12 protein-coding genes and 1 pseudogene are annotated in these 19,551 nt (G+C 64.7%); 6 read left to right on the top strand and 7 right to left on the bottom strand.

The window, feature by feature from the left end; translation table 11 throughout:
* Positions 1 to 1,459, bottom strand: a 1,459-nt coding sequence (locus tag CWO91_RS27250; RefSeq protein WP_130217917.1) for an inorganic phosphate transporter, incomplete at its 3' end; no start/stop codon positions are given.
* Between the two features lie 97 nt (positions 1,460 to 1,556).
* Positions 1,557 to 2,955, bottom strand: a pseudogene (locus CWO91_RS27245) (UdgX family uracil-DNA binding protein).
* A 165-nt stretch (positions 2,956 to 3,120) separates the two neighbouring features.
* Here CWO91_RS27245 and CWO91_RS27240 point away from each other — a divergent pair.
* From CWO91_RS27240 to CWO91_RS27230, 3 genes are read left to right on the top strand one after another with little or no spacing between them, the layout of a single operon-like run.
* Positions 3,121 to 3,909: an ImuA family protein gene (locus tag CWO91_RS27240; RefSeq protein WP_130217915.1), complete on the top strand. Its 789-nt coding sequence runs from the start codon at positions 3,121 to 3,123 to the stop codon at positions 3,907 to 3,909.
* Positions 3,806 to 5,398 carry a Y-family DNA polymerase gene (locus CWO91_RS27235; protein ID WP_165405734.1) on the top strand — a complete coding sequence of 531 codons (1,593 nt, stop codon included), beginning with the start codon at positions 3,806 to 3,808 and terminating at the stop codon, positions 5,396 to 5,398. Before CWO91_RS27240 ends, CWO91_RS27235 begins: the two co-directional genes overlap by 104 nt.
* The gene (locus CWO91_RS27230) at positions 5,395 to 8,919 is read left to right on the top strand and encodes an error-prone DNA polymerase (protein WP_130217913.1); all 3,525 of its coding nucleotides are present in this window, start codon (positions 5,395 to 5,397) and stop codon (positions 8,917 to 8,919) included. The genes CWO91_RS27235 and CWO91_RS27230 overlap by 4 nt, the downstream gene beginning before the upstream one ends.
* A 259-nt stretch (positions 8,920 to 9,178) precedes the next feature.
* Here CWO91_RS27230 and CWO91_RS27225 read toward each other — a convergent pair whose 3' ends face one another.
* Both CWO91_RS27225 and CWO91_RS27215 read right to left on the bottom strand, forming a co-directional pair.
* Positions 9,179 to 9,949: an SDR family NAD(P)-dependent oxidoreductase gene (locus CWO91_RS27225; RefSeq protein ID WP_130217911.1), complete on the bottom strand. Its 771-nt coding sequence runs from the start codon at positions 9,947 to 9,949 to the stop codon at positions 9,179 to 9,181.
* Between the two features lie 268 nt (positions 9,950 to 10,217).
* The gene (locus tag CWO91_RS27215) at positions 10,218 to 10,505 is read right to left on the bottom strand and encodes a hypothetical protein (protein WP_091890782.1); all 288 of its coding nucleotides are present in this window, start codon (positions 10,503 to 10,505) and stop codon (positions 10,218 to 10,220) included.
* Positions 10,506 to 10,562: 57 nt separating this feature from the next.
* Here CWO91_RS27215 and CWO91_RS27210 point away from each other — a divergent pair, with 57 nt between their 5' ends.
* From CWO91_RS27210 to CWO91_RS27200, 3 genes are all read left to right on the top strand, one after another.
* Positions 10,563 to 11,975: a CoA transferase gene (locus CWO91_RS27210; RefSeq protein ID WP_130217907.1), complete on the top strand. Its 1,413-nt coding sequence runs from the start codon at positions 10,563 to 10,565 to the stop codon at positions 11,973 to 11,975.
* A 145-nt stretch (positions 11,976 to 12,120) separates the two neighbouring features.
* Entirely contained in the window at positions 12,121 to 13,365 is a 1,245-nt protein-coding gene (locus CWO91_RS27205) for an efflux RND transporter periplasmic adaptor subunit (RefSeq protein WP_130217905.1), read from the top strand.
* Between the two features lie 28 nt (positions 13,366 to 13,393).
* Entirely contained in the window at positions 13,394 to 16,510 is a 3,117-nt protein-coding gene (locus CWO91_RS27200) for an efflux RND transporter permease subunit (RefSeq protein ID WP_130217903.1), read from the top strand.
* Positions 16,511 to 16,513: 3 nt separating this feature from the next.
* On the opposite strand, the gene CWO91_RS27195 is transcribed toward CWO91_RS27200, so the two are convergent.
* Genes CWO91_RS27195 through CWO91_RS27185 form a run of 3 tightly spaced genes read right to left on the bottom strand, consistent with a single transcriptional unit; the run spans position 16,514 to position 19,541 of the window.
* Complete coding sequence (locus CWO91_RS27195; RefSeq protein ID WP_130217901.1) at positions 16,514 to 17,476, bottom strand: amidohydrolase family protein; 963 nt, start codon at positions 17,474 to 17,476, stop codon at positions 16,514 to 16,516.
* Positions 17,477 to 17,527: 51 nt separating this feature from the next.
* Positions 17,528 to 18,085: a hypothetical protein gene (locus CWO91_RS27190; RefSeq protein WP_130217899.1), complete on the bottom strand. Its 558-nt coding sequence runs from the start codon at positions 18,083 to 18,085 to the stop codon at positions 17,528 to 17,530.
* Positions 18,086 to 18,110: 25 nt separating this feature from the next.
* Positions 18,111 to 19,541: a TolC family outer membrane protein gene (locus tag CWO91_RS27185; RefSeq protein WP_130217897.1), complete on the bottom strand. Its 1,431-nt coding sequence runs from the start codon at positions 19,539 to 19,541 to the stop codon at positions 18,111 to 18,113.
* Positions 19,542 to 19,551 lie beyond the last annotated feature (10 nt).

Genomic DNA, 19,551 nt, shown 5'->3' with positions numbered 1-19,551 from the left:
CCGGCAGGCCGAACACGTCGGCGGCGCCGATCGTGGCGGCGGCCACGAGCTCGGCCGAGGCGCCCTGCGCGTAGGTGAGATGGCTCTTGCCGATCTTCTCGCCCACGGTGATGACGATGCGCTTCCAGCCGATCATGGTGCCGAGGCCGAGCGCGATGGCGACCGCGATCTTCACCCAGTTCGGGATGAACTTCGTGGCGGCATCGAGCGAGCCCTTGTAGGTGTTGAGCACCGCGATCTCATCCTTGTTGAGATCGTTCGCCTTGTCCTTCATCAGGAAGCGGATCGCTTCCGAGGTCAGGTACATGTCGTTGCGGGTGTTGCCGACGGCTTCCGCCGGCACCTTGTTCAGCGAACCGTATTTGGCGACCTGATCGCCGACGTCCTTCACCAGCACGGCGAGCGAGGGATAGGTGCCCTCGTTGAGCTCGTGCAGGGCGATGTACTGCGTCACCGCCGGACGGGGATCGCCGATGATGCTGTGGCCGGCGCCTTTCGCCGAGATCACCTTGGAGGCGGCCTCGGAGGTCTTCTGGAACTGGGCGACCTGGGATTCCGGCAGCGCCCGGTTGAGGGCGTAAGCCGTCGGCACGGTGCCGATCAGGATCAGCATGATCAGGCCCATGCCCTTTTGGCCGTCGTTCGAGCCGTGCGCAAAGCTGACGCCGGTGCAGGTTGCGATCAGCAGGCCGCGGATCCACAGCGGCGGCGCCTTGTTGCCTTCGGGCGCGGCATAGAGCGCCGGGTTGCGCACGATGAACTTGAGCAGCAGCAACAGCACGGCGGCGCAGATGAATCCGAACAGCGGCGACAACAGCAGCGCGTAGCCGATCTCGGTCGCCTTGCTCCAATCCACGCCCGAGGTGCCGTCGCGGCCGCGCATGACGGCGTTGGCGACGCCGACGCCGATGATCGAGCCGATCAGCGTGTGCGAGGACGAGGCGGGCAGGCCGAAGAACCAGGTGCCGAGATTCCACAGGATCGCGGCGATCAGAAGTGCGAACACCATGGCGAAGCCGGCGCTGGAGCCGACCTGGAGGATCAGCTCGACCGGCAGCAGCGAGACGATGCCGAACGCAACCGCGCCGGAGGACAAGAGCACGCCGAGGAAGTTGAAGAAGCCCGACCACATCACCGCGACTTCCGCCGGCAGCGAATGGGTGTAGATCACGGTTGCCACCGCATTGGCGGTGTCGTGGAAGCCGTTGACGAATTCGAAGCCGAGCGCAATCAGGAGCGCGACGAACAGAAGGATGTAGGGCAGGTAGGTCGTTACCCGCGTGCCGGTCGCGTTGATGTCGACATAGATGCTGTAGGCGACGAACAGCAGGCCCGCGGCCAGGATGCCGAAGAACAGGATCAACGTCAGCGGATTGAAGCCCTTGTCGAGATTTGGCCGCGAGGCCGGCTGGACGGGCGCGGGATCTGTTACCGCGCGGTCGAATGCAACATCGGTCATGTCTGGACGCCCCTTAACTTTCAAGTAAGGGGATTGTCCGCGATGGATTTGAAGGCCGGATGACAACTAAGGCGTGAAAGCCGTTTTCCTGCCAGTATTAGGCAGCCCGTGCAGCCTTCTTCTGCAAGCCGGCCGCGATCTTCAAATCGTCGACAAAGCGCTGATATTCCAGCACCTTGGTCTCCGGATCGGGCAGCCGCAGCAGATAAGACGGGTGCACCGTCACCAAAGCCTTGCGCCCGTCGGGTAGGTCGATGAGCCGGCCTCGGTTTTTGCCGATAGGGGTGATCTTGCCGAACACGCTTTGCGCGGCAGTGGCGCCCATCGCCACGACGAGATCGGGCTGGATTGCCGAAACTTCCCGCTCATACCATTGCCGGCACGCCCGAATCTCCGGCGTATTCGGCTTCTGGTGCAGGCGGACCTTTCCGCGCGGCACGAATTTGAAGTGCTTGACGGCGTTGGTGACATAGACCTTCTTGCGATCGACGCCGGCTTCCTCCAGCGCGCGGTCGAGCATCTGGCCGGCCGGGCCGACGAAGGGGTGGCCGGCGAGGTCTTCCTTGTCGCCGGGCTGCTCGCCGACCAGCATGATGTTGGCGGACTTCGGGCCTTCGCCGAACACGGTCTGGGTTGCGTCCTTATAGAGATGGCAGGCGCGGCAATGCGCGGCCTCCTCGCGGAGCGCGTCGAGATCATCGGCAGCTAGCTTGCGTTTCATCGGAGCCTCCGGCCGCGGGGGGGATCCACCCGCCGGTCCAGCGTTCGGCATCGGCGAGCAAGGGTTCAAGTATCGAGGCTTTCGACAGGTTCCTGTGACTCTTCTTCGGCGCTTCCGGCGTGATCGGGTGGTCTGGCCGAAAGTGGCGGCGCCAGGTTTCCTCCAACCGGTTTGGGCCGGGCATCTCCGTCTGGCTGATGCCCGGGGTGAATGAGATCGCGTGGCCGTCCCAATGGGCGCAAATGTCGGGCGTGAGGATTGACCAGGGCATGTCGGCGTAGCGGCGCGCGAAGAAGGGGGCGGTGAATTCGACGATGTGATGCTCCGGCACGAACCAGGCCGCGTAATGTGCGTTGTGCTCGCGTCCGATCTCGCGGAAGCGAATGACATCGCGCATCCGCTGCATGTCGCGATGCACGCTGACGGCCATCGCTGTTGCCTGCGCGACGTCCGGATCGGCCCTGGTCTCGAGCAGATCGTGGTCGGTCCGCAACCGCCACAGCAGGCGATAGAGCAGCGCAAAGCGTTCACCATCGCGGTGCAGGGCCGCGATGCGGGCGAGCTCGATGAAATTGGCCGGCACGCTGAAGGTGCCGTCGGTTTCGATCGGCGGAATGCCTGGCGCTTCGCATAGACCGGCCGGCACCGCCTCTTTCGCGCGGCCCTGCACGCTCCAGGTCACGTCGGCCGGTGCGATCTGATGCAGTGCGAGCGCGCGGGCGGTTTTGCGCCAGCTCTCGAAATCGGTCTGGCTGTCGAGAGTGATGAGGTACATGGCACCTGAATCCTCTTGATTCTGCTCATGAATCCGACTGAGCGCCAATTCGATTGACTCTCGGGGCGCCGTTAGCTTTATATTAGAACATATCATGAACAAATGAGCCAGCCGTTGGTTCTTCTTTTGAGGACCACGGCATCAATCTCTGAAGGAGCGGTGAGCATGAGCGGCGCATGCAGAAGCGCGCTTGCGACCTTGCGCAGCCAAATCGAGCGCATCGAGACGGCGGAGGTCGTGCATCATCGCGATCGCGTCGCGCTCGGCCACAGCGAGGCGGATACCGCGCTGAAGGGCGGGCTTGCACGCGCGGCGATCCATGAGGTGTTTTGCGAGGGCCGGCAGGGGACGGTCGCGACGGGATTCGTCATGGGGCTTGCGGGCCGCGTGACGGCACGCAAGCCGCTGCTGTGGGTGCGGCAGGATTTTTCGGAGCTCGAAACCGGCGCGCTGTCGATGAGCGGGCTTGCCGAACTCGGCCTCGACCCGCGCCGCGTGGTGATGGTGCGTGCCGCCGATGTCGAGAGCGCACTGCGCACCTCAGCCGACGCGCTCGCCTGCGATGCGCTGGGGGCCGTGGTGCTCGAGCTCTGGGGCGAGATCAGGCAGTTCGATCTCGTGGCGAGCCGCAAGCTGACGCTGGCCGCGCAATCTTCCGGTGTCACCGGGCTCTTGCTGCGCCTGGCCGCGCAACCGTTGCCCTCGACCGCGGAAACACGATGGATGCTGCGCGCGGCGCATTCACCGCCGGGCCCGGTGTGGAGTGCCTGGGGGGCGCCGCGCTTCGATGCCGAGCTCTTGCGCAATCGTCATGGCCCATGTGGCCGGTGGATCATGGAATGGAAATGTGATGAGTGCCAGTTCAGTGAGCCGTCGACGTGTCCTCAGCCTGTGGCTGCCGCGCCTGCCAATCGACCGGATTCAGCGGTTCTTTGGCAACGTCGGACTGCATAAGAGCAATGATCCAAGCATCGTCGTCATCAAGGACAACAATGCGCTGGTGATCCATGCGCTGGACGAGGTCGCCGAACGTCTCGGCCTGTATATCGGTCAGCCGCTGGCGAATGCGCGGGCGATGTGCCCGGACTTGCGTGTGTTCGACGCCGATATCGTGGCCGATGCGAAGACGCTCAGCGATGTCGCGGACTGGTGCGACCGGTTCACGCCACTGGTGGCGCTCGATCCGCCGCACGGGCTGTTCCTCGACATCACCGGCTGTGCGCATCTGTTCGGCGGTGAAGCCGCGTTGTTGCGGACGTTGGTCCGCGCATTGGCCCGGCAGGGGTTTGCCGTCAGCGCGGCGATCGCCGGCACCTCGGTCTGCGCGCGCACGCTGACGCGGCAGGCCACGGGCACCATCGTGGCCGATGGCGAGGAGGCGGAGGCGATCAGCCGGTTGCCGATATCCGCGCTCGGCGCAGGCGAGATCATCACCATCGGCCTGCGCCGTGCCGGGCTGAAGACCATCGGCGATGTCGCCGCGCGCACGCCGAGCGAGATCACGGCGCGGTTCGGCGCGCGATTCTCCACGCTGCTGGCGCATGCACTGGGGCAGGGCGATGCGCCGATCAACCCGCGCAAGCCGCTGCCCGACTACATCGTGGAAAAGCGCTTTGCCGAGCCGATCGCGACCGACACCATGATTGCGATGACGCTGTCGCGGCTCGCCGACACGTTGATCGCGTCCATGGAGAAGCAAGGCAAGGGCGCGCGGCGCCTGGAAGCCGCCTTTTTCCGCACCGACGGCGTGGTGCGCGCTATCACGGTCGAGACCGGACGTCCCGTGACGCGAAGCGCAGTCATCGATCGGTTGTTTCGCGAGCGTCTCGATGCACTCGCCGATCCGCTCGATCCCGGCTTCGGCTTCGACATGGTGCGGCTGTCGGCGAGTCGCACCGAGATCGTGGTGCAGGAGCAGCGCGATCTCGACGCTCATGTCCACGACAATGACGAGCTCGCCGCACTGATCGACCGCATTGCCGCGCGCATCGGCGGCAAGCGCGTCGTCGTGCACCTGCCGCAGGACACCCATATCCCTGAATGCGCGGTGCTGGCCGCGCCGGCGCAGCATCATCTCGCCGCCGCCATGCAGGCCGAATGGCCGGCGCGTGCTGAGAGCGAGCCGCCGCTGCGCCCCTTGCGGCTGTTCGACAAGCCGGAGCCGATCAAGGTGCCGTTCGCGACCGTGCCAGACGGTCCGCCACATCAGTTCACCTGGCGCCGCGCGCTACATGCGGTGGTGCGGGTGGAGGGACCCGAGCGCATCGCCATGGAATGGTGGCGGCAGGACGGCAAGCAGCTCACGCGGGATTATTTCCGTATCGAGGATGCCGAAGGCCTGCGCTTCTGGATCTTTCGCGACGGTCTTTATGAGGGGGAGTGCTTCGATGACGACGGCAAGCCCGTTCCTCCCAGCTGGTATGTGCACGGTCTCTTCGCATGAACACGCCTGCCTATGCCGAGATTGGCATCACCACCAATTTTTCCTTCCTGCGCGGCGGCTCGGATCCGCGCGCCTATGTGCATCAGGCCAGCATCCTCGGCATCTCCGCGATCGGCATCGCCGATCATAACACGCTCGCCGGCGTGGTGCGCGCCTACAAGGAGCTCGACAATGCCGAGGTGCTGCACAAGCCGAAGCTCCTGATCGGCGCACGCATCGTCTTCATCGACGGTACGCCGGACATCCTCGTCTATCCGCGCGACCGCGCGGCCTATGGCCGGCTGTGCCAGCTTCTCACCAAGGGCAAGCGCGGCGACGACATCACGCGGATCGAGAAGGGGGAATGCCGCCTCACCTTCGCCGATCTCCTCGCGTTTTCGGAAGGCCAGCTCCTGGTCCTGACGCTGCCGCATCGTTTCGAATCCGCGCAGGCGCTGGATGTTCTTGCAAAACTCAAGGACAGCCGCGCCGAGGGCGTCTGGCTGGCGGCGAGCCTGATCTATCGCGGCGACGACCGGCGCCGGCTGGCGCGGCTCGATGATCTCGCGGCAAAGGCAAGAGTGCCGCTGCTCGCGACCAATGAGGTGCTCTATCATCATCCGGCGCGCCGTCCTCTTCAGGACGTGCTGACCTGCATCCGGGAAAAGACCACGATCGAGGCGGTCGGACGGAAGCTAGAAGCCAATGCCGAGCGGTTCTTGAAGGCGCCCAGGGAGATGTCGCGGCTGTTCCGCGATTTCCCCGAGGCGATCGCGGAGACCATGCGCTTTGCAGACGCAATCGACTTCTCGCTCGATCAGCTTAAATACCAATATCCCGACGAGCCGGTGCCGCCGGGCAAGACCGCGCAAGGGCATCTGGAGGACCTGACCTGGGCCGGCGTCGACAAATATTTCGGCGGCATCACCAAAATCGACGAGAAACTGTACGCTACGCTGAAGAAAGAGCTCGCGCTGATCGCCGAGCTGAAATACGCGCATTACTTCCTCACCGTGCACGACATCGTGCGCTACGCGCGCAGCCAGAATATCCTGTGCCAGGGGCGGGGATCGGCGGCGAACTCGGCCGTGTGTTACGTGCTCGGCATCACCTCGGTCGATCCGACCAAGGTCGATCTGTTGTTCGAGCGCTTCATCTCCAAGGAGCGGCTGGAGCCGCCCGATATCGACGTCGATTTCGAGCATTCGCGGCGCGAGGAAGTGATGCAATATGTCTATCGCCGCTATGGCCGCCACCGCGCCGCGATCATCGCTACCGTCATCCATTACCGCCCGCGCAGCGCCATCCGCGACGTCGGCAAGGCGCTGGGCCTGACCGAGGATGTCACCGCCGCGCTCGCCGACACCGTCTGGGGAAGCTGGGGCAAGGGTCTGAACGACATGCAGGTCAGGCAGGCCGGGCTCGATCCCAACAATCCCATGATCAACCTCGCGGTCGAGCTCGCAACCGAGCTGATCGAATTCCCGCGCCACCTCTCCCAGCATGTCGGCGGCTATGTGCTGACGCAGGACCGGCTCGACACTTATGTGCCGATCGGCAATGCCGCGATGGACGACCGTACTTTCATCGAATGGGACAAGGATGACGTCGACGCGCTCAGCATGATGAAGGTCGACGTGCTGGCGCTGGGCATGCTGACCTGCATCCGCAAGTGTTTCGATTTGATCGCGGAGCACAAGGGCGAGCGCTGGGTGCTGGCGAGCGTTCCGCAGGACGATGAAAATGTCTACGACATGTTGTGCCGCGGGGAATCGCTCGGCGTGTTCCAGGTCGAAAGCCGCGCACAGATGAACATGCTGCCGCGCCTGAAGCCGCGGACGTTCTACGATCTCGTCATCGAAGTCGCGATCGTACGTCCGGGGCCGATCCAGGGCGATATGGTGCATCCCTACTTACGGCGGCGGAACGGTCAGGAGGAGGTGCGTTATCCCTCGCCGTCGCCCGAGCATGGTCCTGCGGACGAGCTCTACAAGGTTCTGCATAAGACCAAGGGCGTTCCGCTATTCCAGGAGCAGGCGATGCGGATCGCGATCGAGGCGGCCAAATTCACCTCCGAGGAAGCCAATGGCCTGCGCCGCTCGATGGCGACCTTCCGCAATGTCGGCACCATCGGCAAATACGAGGACAAGCTGATCGGCAACATGGTCGCGCGCGGCTACGATCCCGACTTCGCCCGAAGCTGCTTTGACCAGATCAAGGGCTTTGGCTCCTACGGTTTCCCCGAGAGCCATGCGGCCAGCTTCGCGCAGCTCGTCTATATCTCGTCATGGCTGAAGCATTACCACCCCGACGCCTTCTGCTGCGCCCTCTTGAACTCGCAGCCGATGGGCTTCTATGCCCCGGCGCAGATCGTCGGCGATGCCCGCAAGAACGGCGTCGAGGTGCGCGACATCGACGTGTCCTACAGCTTTGCGCAGAACACGCTGGAGCAGGGGAGAGACAAATATTGCGCCGTGCGCCTCGGTTTCCGCCAGATCGACGGCTTTCACTGGCTGGACGAGGATGAGGAGCGCTTGAAACGCTCCCAGCTGTCATTCCGGGGGGCGCGGCTTGTCCGCCGAAGCTCGGAGAGCGAAGGCGGAAGCGCGAACCCGGAATCCATCGCGCCGCATACGCCTGGAGGAGGAATGGATTCCGGGCTCGCGCCAAGTGGCGCGCCCCGGAATGACGATGGGGAGGCAGCTCAGAACAATACGGAGAAAACCCAGGACTGGGCCGACCGCATCGTCGCCGCCCGCAACCGCCGTCCCTTCACCTCGCTCGAAGATTTCGCTCGCGATACCGGCCTGCCCAAACGCGCGCTGATCCTGCTGGCGGATGCCGACGCGTTCCGCTCGCTCGGGCTCGACCGCCGCGAGGCGCTATGGCAGGTGCGGCGGCTGCCCGACGACGTGCCGCTGCCACTGTTCGAGGCGGCCACCGCGCGCGAGCAGCCGGACGAGCACGCAAAGCCATTGCCGGTGATGCCGCGCGCCGAGCAGGTGGTCGCCGATTATCAGACCATCCGGTTGTCGCTGAAGGGACATCCGATGGAGTTCCTCCGCGAGATGTTCTCGCGCGAGCGCGTCATCGCCTGCAAGGATGTCAGCCATGAGAACGAGCGGCGCCGCGTTCGCTGCGCCGGCGTGGTGCTGGTGCGGCAGCGGCCGGGTAGCGCCAGCGGCGTCGTGTTCATGACGCTGGAGGACGAAACCGGCATCGCCAATGTCGTGGTGTGGCCCAAGATCATGGAGCAATACCGCAAGGAGGTGATGGGCGCGCGCCTCATCCTGGTCGAAGGCTATATCCAGAGCAGCCCCGAAAAGGTGACGCATCTCATCGCCCAGCGCATGATCGACCGCTCGCACGATCTGATCGGTCTCGCCAACGATGCCTTAAGCCGCAAGCATCCGGTGCCATCAAGCGCCGATCTGATCGAGCCCCTCAACGACGACCCCCGCGCTCACGCCGATACCCCCGCGCAAAAAATCCGCCATCCCCGCAACGTCCGCATTCTGCCCCCGTCGCGGGATTTTCATTGAGGTGGTAGCGCGTGCTACCGCCACACCGTCATTGCGAGCGCAGCGAAGCAATCCAGAATCCCTCCGCGGAATAGCCTGGATTGCTTCGCTGCGCTCGCAATGACGAGATTCTCGAGGCGATCTCGCGCCACACTCTCAGTCGTCATACCGCGCGAAGGCGGGGTATCCAGTACGCCGCGGCCTCTCGGTTCAATCACAATCGTCTCTGGAATACTGGGCGGATCGCCCGGTCAAGCCGGGCGATGACAGCGTGCCCTCCTCAAAAATTCACCCGGTTCGAAATCGCGCCGTCCACGACGAGATTGGACCCGGTCGTGAACGATGACACCGGGCTCGCCAAGAACACCGCCGCGCTCGCGATCTGCTGCGGCGTGGCCATGCGGCCGGTCGGATTGCGGCTCATCGCATCCTTGTAGCGCTCGGGCATGTTCTGCTCGATCATGTTCCAGACGCCGCCCTTGAAATAGACGGTGCCGGGCGACACCACGTTGACGCGGATCTTCTTCTTCGCATATTGCCGCGCCAGTCCCTTGGCCATGTGGATCAGCGCCGCCTTGATCGGGCCGTAGGAACTGGCGAGGTCAGCCTGTGCGGCCGAGATCGAGGAGATGATGACGAAGGCCGCATCGCCGCTTCTCTCGCCGCTGGCTTCGAGGAATGGCCGGGCGGCATCGAACGCATGCACGGCGCCGAGCACGTCGAGCCGAAAATTCTGCTCCCAGGACGCGGCATCCTGGCCCTGCGCCATCGCGCCGGCATTGGAGAACAGCAAATCGATACCGCCGAGTTCTTTCGCGACATTCTCGATCCAGGCTTTCAGTGCCGCGCCGTCGGTGATGTCGACCGGACTGCCGGTGGCGCGGATGCCGCTTGCCTTCAGTTCAGTGACGGTGGCCGCAACCTGATCAGCGTTGCGCGCGCATACCGCGACATTGGCGCCTTCACCGGCGAGTGTCGCCGCAATCGCCCGCCCGATGCCGCGCGTGCCGCCGAGCACGACGGCGTTCTTGCTTTTGAGACCGAGATCCATTGTTTGGCTCCTTTTTGTTGAGCGCAGGAAGTGTAACTGTTTCGGGAGATACGCAGAAGCCTCCACATCGTCATTGCGAGGAGCTCTTGCGACGAAGCAATCCAGACCGTCTCCGCGGCAAGATTCTGGATTGCTTCGCTGCGCTCGCAATGACGAGGCGAGACAGCCGTAGGGTGGGCAAAGGCGCGCAAGCGCCGTGCCCACCATCCCCCAACGCGCACGAAGGCGGTGGGCACGCTTCGCTTTGCCCACCCTACGAATTCCGTTCTCATTCCGGCGCCGCCCCCACCGGCGGGCCGCCGGGTGGGCGATGCAGGAAGGTCAGCGAGACGTAGGCGCCGGCCCAGGAGCCGATCGCGGCGAAGGCGACATAGAAGGCGTTCTCGGTGTAGCTGATCACGGCGTAGGAGGAGAGCAGGTACCAGATCGCGCTCCACGTCGCGGCCGGTACGCGCTTGCGCGCGACCACGGCCGAGGTGAACATCACATAGACCGCGTCGGTGGCCGCCGTTGCGACGAACACGGCGCCCGCGGTGAGGGGATCGATGGCGGCCATTGCAATCCTTTCTCTGAACGTGGGATGGTCGCGAAAACTAAAGGGAGAGAAGCGGCCATGCAAAGCTCCGCCGACATTCTCAAGTGCATCTGGACCTCCGTCGGCGGCGATCCGGCTGCGCTCGGCCGCGTGCAGCTGACGGGCGAGGAGCCGCAGATCCCATCCTCGTTTCGCGTCGCCGTCGCCGGCCAGACGACGATCGCTGCCGCCGGCCTCGCCGCTGCCGAAATCTGGCGACTGCGCAGCGGCGCGGCGCAGGACGTCTCCGTCGATTTGCGTCACGCGGTCGTCGAATGCCGATCCGAGCGCTATTTGCGCGTTGACGACAAGCCGCCGCCTCCGGCCTGGGACGTCATCGCCGGCGTCTACGGAACCGGCGATGGCCGCTTCGTGCGCTGCCACACCAATTTCCCGCATCACCGCGACGCCGTCTGCAAGGTGCTCGGCTGCGTGCCCGAGCGCGAGAAGGTGCAGGCGGCGCTGATGCAATGGAAAGGCGAGGATTTCGAGACTGCGGCTTACGCTGTGGGCGGCGTCGTCGCCCTGATGCGCAGCTACGACGAATGGTCGGCGCTGCCGCAGGCGCGTGCGCTCGCCGAACTGCCGCTGGCCTCGATCGAGAAGATCGGCGAGGCCCCGGCGAAACCGTGGTCCAAAGGATTGTCGAACAGCGATCGTCCGCTCGCGGGGCTCCGCGTGCTCGATCTCTCCCGCGTCATCTCAGGCCCTGTCGCGGGCCGCACGCTCGCCGCGCACGGCGCGGACGTGCTGCTCGTCTCGGGGCCTGAATTACCCGCCATCCCCTGGCTCACCATCGACACCGGCCGCGGCAAGCTCACCACCTTCATCGAGCTGAAGAGCGAAGCGGGCAGGGCGCAATTGCGTACGCTGTTGAAAGACGCCGATGTCTTCTCGCAAGGCTATCGTCCGCGCGCGCTCGCCGCCCTCGGCTTCGCGCCGGAGGACGCGGCGCAAATTAGTCCCGGCATCGTCTATGTCACGCTGTCGGCCTATGGCCATGCCGGCCCCTGGGCGGAGCGGCGCGGCTTCGATTCACTGGTGCAGACCACGACCGGCTTCAATCAGGCGGAGGGGCAGGCCGCCGGCATCGACGGTCCCAAGGAATTGCCGGCGCAGATGCTCGACCACGCCACCGGTTATCTGATGGCGTTCGGCGCCATGATGGCCAAGGCGCGCCAGGCCCGCGAAGGCGGCAGCTGGCACGTGCGCGTGTCGCTGGCGCAGACCGGACGCTGGCTGTGGAATCTCGGCCGGCTTGACGGCGGACTGGACACCCCGGATCTTACGGGGGACGCTGTACATGCGGCGTTCATCGAAAGCATGCCATCTGGCTTCGGCACGTTGAAGGCGGTGCGTCATTCGGCGGTGCTATCGACAACGCCGGCACAATGGAGCCGTCCGGCGATGCCGCTCGGCAGTCATCCGGCACAGTGGCCGGCGCGAAGCTGACATGAAGCTGACACGTCGCAACATTTTAACGTCAACCGAGAGGCGCCCAGCGTTTTTTAGGTTGTCTGAAATCTGAATTCAGCACTATTAGCGCGACCGATGAGGCAGTCATTTGCCGAGATCGTCGCAGACACGACCGGGCTCAATGGTAGTTGAAAATACCAAGCGATTGCAGGTGCTTACAAAACCACGGGTGATCACCTCCGTAGTTTTACTAGCTCTCGTCGGTGCCGGGGCCTATGGCTTCCTTCAGGCGGGGCCCAAGGAGAAGAAGCACTCCGACATCTCCAGCCAATCGCGCAGGAATGCGCAGACCTTCACGCCGACGCCGTCCGAATGGGCGACGCTGACGATCGAGCCGGTCAAGGCCAAGAGCTTTCGAGCCGAGTATGTCACCGAGGGCAAGGTCGCGGTGGACGAGGATCGCTCGACGCCGGTGTTCTCGCCCTATGCAGGCCGGGTCACCAAGCTGCTCGCCAAGCCGGGCGAGACCCTGAAGCAAGGTCAACCGCTGTTCACGATCGAAGCCGCCGACACCGTGCAGGCTCAGAACGATTTCGTCGCGGCGATGACGTCGCAGAACAAGGCGAGGTCGGCGCTCGAGCTCTCCGACATCCAGTTCAAGCGCGCCAAGGATCTCTATGAGGGTCATGCCATTCCGCTGAAGGACTATCAGCAGGCGGAAGCGACCCAGGTCCAGGCGCAGAACGACATGCGCTCCTCGGGGACGGCGCTGGAAGCCGCGCGCAACAAGCTGCGCATCCTCGGCTTCACCGACGAGACCATCAAGGCGTTCCAGGAGAAGGGCGCGATCAATCCGGAAATCACGATCTATTCGCCGATCGCGGGCACCGTCGTGCAGCGCAAGATCGGCCCCGGCCAGTACGTCAGTTCCGGTGCCAGCGATCCGGTCTTCGTGATCGGCGACCTCTCCATGGTCTGGCTCACCGCGTTCGTGCGCGAGAGCGATGCGGCCGCGGTGTGCATCGGTCAGGACATCACCGTCAACGTGATGGCGCTACCGGGTCGGCCGCTGACCGCCAGGATCAACTACGTCGCCGCCGCGATCGATCCCAACACGCGCCGCCTCCTGGTCCGCGCCACCATCGACAACAAGGACGGCCTGCTCAAGCCGGAGATGTTCGCCAACGTCACGATCTACTCGGCCGGCGACCGTGCTGCGCCGGCGGTGCCGAAACAGGCTTTGATCTATGAAGCCGACAAGGTCCGCATCTGGGTCGCGCGCGAGGACAAATCGGTCGAGCTGCGCCAGATCAAGATCGGCCTCATCAACGGTAACCTCGTCGAGGTCACCAGCAATCTGAAACCCGGCGAGCAGATCGTCACCAAGGGCAGCCTGTTCATCGACCGCGCGGCGTCCGGCAGCTGATCGACGACCCAAGAAAACTGAAGACCTGATGGATCGTCTCGTTGCTCTTGCCGTCAACCGGCGCTTCCTAATGGTCGGCATGTTCGTCGCCGTCCTGATCGGCGGCCTGATCGCGTTCAATCAGCTCAACATCGAAGCCTATCCCGATCCGACCCCGCCGATGGTCGACATCGTGACGCAGAGTCCGGGCCTGTCGGCCGAGGAGATCGAGCGCTACATCACGATCCCGATCGAGACCCAGGTCGCCGGTCTGAAGAACCTCACGACCATCCGCACCATCTCGCTCTACGGCCTCTCCGACATCAAACTCCAGTTCTCCTTCGCCTACACCTATGACGAGGCGCTGCAGCAGGTGCTGAACCGCCTGGCGCAGCTCGCGCCGCTGCCCGGCAACGTGCAGCCGCAGATCTCGCCGCTCAGCCCGATCGGCGAAATCTTCAGATATCGTCTGGTGGGTCCGCCGAACTACAGCGTGCTCGACCTCAAGACCATCCAGGACTGGATCCTGCAGCGCCGCTTCCGCGCCGTGCCCGGCGTGATCGACGTCACCGGCTGGGGCGGCAGGAGCAAGACCTACGAGCTCCAGGTCGATTTCAACAAGCTGGTCGCCAACGGCCTGACGCTGCCGCAATTGCTCCAGGCGGTCGGCAATTCCAACGTCAATGTCGGCGGCAACACCGTCAATATCGGCCAGCAATCGGCCGTGGTGCGCGGCGTCGGCCTGATCCGGTCGATCGACGACCTCGCCAACACCATGGTGGCGCAGTCCGGCGGCAATCCGGTGCTGGTCAAGGACGTCGCCACCGTAACCGTCGGTCAGAAGCCCCGTCTCGGCATTGCCGGCCTCGACGAGTCCGACGACATCGTGCAGGGCATCGTCCTGATGCGCCGCGGCGAGCAGAGCTCGCCGACCATCAAGCGCGTCCACCAACTCGTTCAAACCATCAATAACTCCAGCATCCTGCCGCCCGGTGTGCGCATCGAGCGCATCTACGACCGCGGGGACCTGATTGAGCTCACCACCCACACCGTGCTGCACAACATGGTGGTCGGCATTCTGCTCATCGTGCTGTTGCAGTGGATCTTCCTCGGTGATTTGCGCAGCGCGCTGATCGTCGGCGCCACCATTCCGTTCGCGCTGTTCTTCGCCGTTATCATCCTGGTGCTCCGCGGAGAATCGGCGAATCTGCTGTCGGTCGGCGCCATCGATTTTGGTCTAATCGTCGATGCCACCGTCATCATGGTGGAGGCGATCTTCCGCCGCCTGACCCAGACGACACCGATGTCGGAAACCGAGCAAATGTCGAATGAGACGCTGTTCGGCATGAAGAGCCATGCCATCCTCAGCGCCGCGGCGGACGTTTCGCGCTCAATCTTCTTTGCAGCGGCAATCATCATCGCGGCCTTCCTGCCGCTATTCACGCTATCAGGCGTCGAGGGCAACATCTTCGGACCGATGGCGCGGACCTATGCCTATGCGCTGGCTGGCGGGCTGCTTGCGACGTTCACCGTCACGCCGGCGCTATCCGCGATCATCCTGCCCGCCCATGTCGAGGAGACCGAGACGAAGGTGATGCTGATCCTGCACCGGCTGTATTCGCCGCTGCTGCATTGGGCGGTCGCCAATCGAAACATCGTGCTTGGCGGCGCCGTCGGGCTCGTGCTGATGACGGTGGCGCTCGGCCGGCTGCTCGGTCTCGAATTCCTGCCCAAGCTGGAAGAGGGCAATCTCTGGATCCGCGCCACGCTGCCGCCGACCATCTCGCTCCAGGAAGGCAACACCTACGTCAACGAGATGCGCAAGGTCATCCGCGCCCGGCCGGAGGTCGAGTCTGTGGTGTCGCAGCACGGCCGTCCCGACGACGGCACCGACGCGGCCGGCTTCTTCAACGCCGAGTTCTTCGCGCCGCTCAAGCCTACGAGCCAATGGCCCGGCACGCGCGACAAGGAAGAGCTGACCGCCGAGCTGCTCAAGCAGCTCGACGACCGCTTCCCCGGCGTCGAGTTCAACTTCTCGCAATATCTCCAGGACAACGTCTCCGAAGCCGTCTCCGGCGTGAAGGGCGAGAACTCGATCAAGCTGTTCGGCAGCGACCTCCAGGCGCTGACCGACACCGCCAACAAGATCAAATCGGTGCTGGCCACCGTGCAGGGCGTCACCGACCTTGCGGTGTTCACTTCGCTCGGGCAGCCGACCATCCAGATCGACATCGACCGTGCCAAGGCCGCGCGCTATGGCCTCGCCCCCGGCGACATCAACGCCACGATCAAGGTCGCGATCGGCGGCGACACTGCGGGCGATCTCTATGAGCCGGGCAGCGACCGGCACTTCCCGATCATCGTCCGTCTCGCGCCGGAATACCGCAGAAGCGCGGAGGCGATCCAGAATTTGCGGATCGGCGCGCCGGGGCCGAACGGCACCGTCACGCAGATCCCCCTGAGCGAGGTCGCCAACATCAGCCTCGTCTCCGGTGCCGCCTACATCTATCGCGAGCAGCAGGAGCGCTATCTGCCGATCAAGTTCTCGGTGCGCGAGCGTGACCTCGGCAGCGCGATCCGCGAGGCGCAGCAGAAGATCGCCGAGCAGGTGCAGCTGCCGCCCGGCTCGCACATGGACTGGGTCGGCGAGTTCGGCAATCTCCAGGACGCGATCCGGCGGCTGTCGATCGTGGTGCCGATCTCGCTGGCGCTGATCGGTGTCCTGCTCTGGTTCAATTTCGGCTCGATGACCGACACGCTGCTCGCGATGAGCGTGATCCCGATGGCGATCTTCGGCGGGGTGCTGGGCCTCTTGATTTCCGGCACGGCATTCAGCGTCTCCGCGGCGATCGGATTCATCGCGCTGTTCGGCATCGCCGTGATGGACGGCATCATCATCCTGTCGCAGTTCAATCAGCTCATCGAAGAGGGCATGGACCGCATGAGCGCGGTGGTGCGCACCGGCGAATTGCAGCTTCGTCCGGTGCTGATGACCTGCGTCGTCGCGGGCGTCGGCCTGCTGCCGGCGGCGCTATCGGAAGGCATCGGCTCGCAGGTGCAGAAGCCGCTCGCTGTCGTGGTCGTGACCGGCATGATGCTGGCGCCCGTGGTGATCCTGGTGACCTTGCCGGTCCTGATCTCCTTCTTCTCCCGCCGCGCGCGCTGACCGTCAGAATTCGTAGAGCCGCGCCGGATTGTCGACCAGGATCTTCTTGCGCACATCCGCATCGGGCGCCCACACCGGCAGCTGGTTGAGCAGCCGGCCGTCGCCGATCTGATAGAGCGGCGCGATGTCGGTGGGCTTGCGTCCCTCGACGCGGCTGGAATCCGGATGCGGCCAGTCCGTGCCCCAGACGATGCGGTCCGGGTTCGCCGCGATCAGCGCTTTTGCGAACGGCACCATGTCCTGATAGTCGGGTGCGAGAGTTGATGACCGGTAGGCGCCCGAAATCTTCACATAGGCCTTGCCGGATTTCACCAGCGCGACGAGATCGGAGAAGCCCGGCTGCTCCGGGCCCTGCGAGGCTTCAAGGCCGCCAAAATGGTCGAACACGACGGGCACCGGCGCCGTCGCGACGAGGTCCTTGATCGCCGAGATCATGGCAAGCGTGGTGTAGAGTTGCACGTGCCAGCCGCGCGCCTTCATGCGCTCGACTGCGGCAGTGAAGCGCGGTCGGCCGACATTGGGATCATTGACGCCGCCGGTCGCCAGATTGAGGCGGATGCCGCGGAAACCGTCCTGATGCATCGCATCGAGCGCGCTCTCTGGAGTCTTGTCGTCGATCACGGCCACCCCGCGCGCGGTCGCGCCGCGCGCCTTCATACCGAACAGGGTGGAGGAATTGTCGGTGCCGTAGACGCTCGGCGTCACAATCACCACGCGCTCGATATGCAGCGCCTTGTGCAGTGCGGCCATTTCTTCGGGGCTCGCCGGCTCCGGCGTGTAGACGCGTCCCGCGAAGAACGGAAACTTTTCGACGTCGCCATGGATGTGGGTGTGGCAATCACAGGCATGCGCCGGGACATCGAAATTGATCGGCGTCGCGGGCTGCGCCGCACGGGCGTGGGCTTTGCTGGTCATGGCTACTCCGGCGGCAAGGGAGGCAAGCAGGACACTGCGTCGGTTGAGCACGCTTTCTCTCCCTGTTTATTCTTTAGAGGCAAGCTCCGAGAGAATATCACATCAGCCCGGCAACCGCTCCGCTTCGCTGCATACCTGCTCGACAAGATCGGCAAGCGGGCGTGAGCCGTCAACGCGCACGACGGGACAGGACAAGCCCGCGAGCCACGTTTCATGCTTTGCAAGATTGCGGCCTTCGCGATCACCGGCTTCATAATGGGAAGCCCATTCAACGAAGTCTTCGGTCTCATCATGACGCCAGCCGCCGGGCGCGACGGCGTCGGTGCCGAAATGGGCGGCCTCGCGAGCGCGCAATCGCCTCAGGCGGATTTCGCGCGGCGCAGTCACGAAGACGACGAGATCAAAGAATGGAACAAGCTCCTCGCCCCAGCCGGTGACAGATCCGCTCTGCACCCAGTCGAGACGCGGCAGAAACATCTCGCGCATCAGGCGGAGACGTTCGGAGGCGGGGCGCGTCGTCTTGTAGGGCGGCACGGTCGGTAGCCAGAAATAGTCGTCGCTGTCGTGATGCGCCAGCGCAAGCCGGTCGGCGAGCGCACGACCGAGCGTCGTCACGCCGGAACCCGAAGCTCCCATCAGATGGATGCGGCGGCTCTTCATCGGTACTCCGCCAAGAGACTTGAAACTACTGCCCCGACGGCGTGCGCAGGCCGTGCCAGGCGTCGCGGACCTGCTGGTAGTGCACCTCGGGCAGGTAGTCCGGCGTGTTCAGGCTCAAGGTCTTGACGTCGAGATGGCCGACGGCGCTGAGCAGCGTGTAGGAGGCGATGACGCGATCGCGCAATGCGCCGATCAGGCGGGCCTTGGCCTGGATCAGGTCGGCCTGCGAGTTCAGCACGTCGACCGTCGTGCGCTGTCCGCCAGCGGCCTCGCGCTGCACGCCCTGAAGCGCGACGGTCGCAGCCTTCACCTCGGACTCCGAGGCTGAAACCGTGATCTTGGCGCCTTCATTGGCAACCCAGGCGCTGACCGCGGCCGTGCGCGCCTGGTTGCGCACCTGGTCGAGCACGAGCCGGCTCTGCGCCGTGATCTCCTTGGCCTGTCGGGTCTGCGCCGCGGCCTGGCCGCCGTCGTAGATCGGGGCGGTGACGTTGGCGACGATCGAGGCCTGGTCCTCGGCGAGGGTGCCGAGCGTCGGGTCGTTGTTGCGGCTCTTGCTGGCGCTGCCCTGGATGCTGGCACTCGGCAGCAGCGTGCCTTCGGCGATGCGGATGTTGGTGGAGGCGACGTCGACGTCGAAGCTTGCGGCCATCACCGCGGGATGCTGGCGGATCGCCATCGTCATCGCGTCCTCGCGACTCTTCGGCAGATAGCGGTCGACGACCTCGGCGGGCCGAAGCTGCGACGGCGCATTGCCGATCACCTGCGCATAGGTTGCCTGGCTGACGGCGAGCGCGACTTCCGCGGCGTTGAGATCGGCAAGGCCGCGGTTGAGGCGCGCTTCGGCCTGGGCGGTATCGGTCGGCGTGACATCGCCGGCGTTGAGCCGGCGCTGGGTGACGGCGAGTGTTTCGCGCAGGAAGGCGACGTTGGAGCGCTGCGCTTCGACCAGCGACTGGTTGGCGAGCACGTTGGTGTAGGCGGTGACTGCATCGAGCAGCACGCCCTGGCCGACATTGCGCAGCGCCTCGCGGCCCGACTGCACCTGGAGTTCGGCGGCCCGCACGCTGTTGGCGGTGCGGAAGCCGTTGAACAGGGTCTGCGTCACGGTGACGCCGATGATCCAGGGTTTCAGATTGGCGGTCTGGATGGTGTTGTCGGGCAGCAGATTGCGCACCGATTGGAGGCCGGCACTGAGGCTGGCCACGATCTGCGGCCGATAGCCGGCAAGCGCCTGCGGCACGTTCTCGTCGGTCGCGCGCTGCCGCGCGCGCTCGGCATTGAGCTGGGGGTTGGTCTGGTAAGCCTTGGCCAGCGCCTCGGGCAGGGCCTCGGCCGATGCGGCCGAGGGCAGGGCGCAACAGAGCGCCAGCGTGGTCCATGTCGCAAGCACAGGAGCCACGCCCGATCGATGCCGCGTCATCACGCGACCAGCTCTGGCGGCACGCCCAATCATGTAATCCCGC

Origin of the sequence: Bradyrhizobium genosp. SA-3 (assembly GCF_004212635.1) — a bacterium.
Classification (GTDB): Bacteria; Pseudomonadota; Alphaproteobacteria; order Rhizobiales; family Xanthobacteraceae; genus Bradyrhizobium.
Note: the sequence above shows the minus strand (reverse complement) of the source record. Positions and strands in the feature narration are given on the sequence as shown.

Coding starts and splice junctions, on each gene's coding strand:
- CWO91_RS27240 (WP_130217915.1), top strand. CDS start 3,121: ATGAGCGGCGCATGCAGAAGCGCGCTTGCGACCTTGCGCAGCCAAATC.
- CWO91_RS27235 (WP_165405734.1), top strand. CDS start 3,806: ATGAGTGCCAGTTCAGTGAGCCGTCGACGTGTCCTCAGCCTGTGGCTG.
- CWO91_RS27230 (WP_130217913.1), top strand. CDS start 5,395: ATGAACACGCCTGCCTATGCCGAGATTGGCATCACCACCAATTTTTCC.
- CWO91_RS27225 (WP_130217911.1), bottom strand. CDS start 9,949: ATGGATCTCGGTCTCAAAAGCAAGAACGCCGTCGTGCTCGGCGGCACG.
- CWO91_RS27215 (WP_091890782.1), bottom strand. CDS start 10,505: ATGGCCGCCATCGATCCCCTCACCGCGGGCGCCGTGTTCGTCGCAACG.
- CWO91_RS27210 (WP_130217907.1), top strand. CDS start 10,563: ATGCAAAGCTCCGCCGACATTCTCAAGTGCATCTGGACCTCCGTCGGC.
- CWO91_RS27205 (WP_130217905.1), top strand. CDS start 12,121: ATGGTAGTTGAAAATACCAAGCGATTGCAGGTGCTTACAAAACCACGG.
- CWO91_RS27200 (WP_130217903.1), top strand. CDS start 13,394: ATGGATCGTCTCGTTGCTCTTGCCGTCAACCGGCGCTTCCTAATGGTC.
- CWO91_RS27190 (WP_130217899.1), bottom strand. CDS start 18,085: ATGAAGAGCCGCCGCATCCATCTGATGGGAGCTTCGGGTTCCGGCGTG.
- CWO91_RS27185 (WP_130217897.1), bottom strand. CDS start 19,541: ATGATTGGGCGTGCCGCCAGAGCTGGTCGCGTGATGACGCGGCATCGA.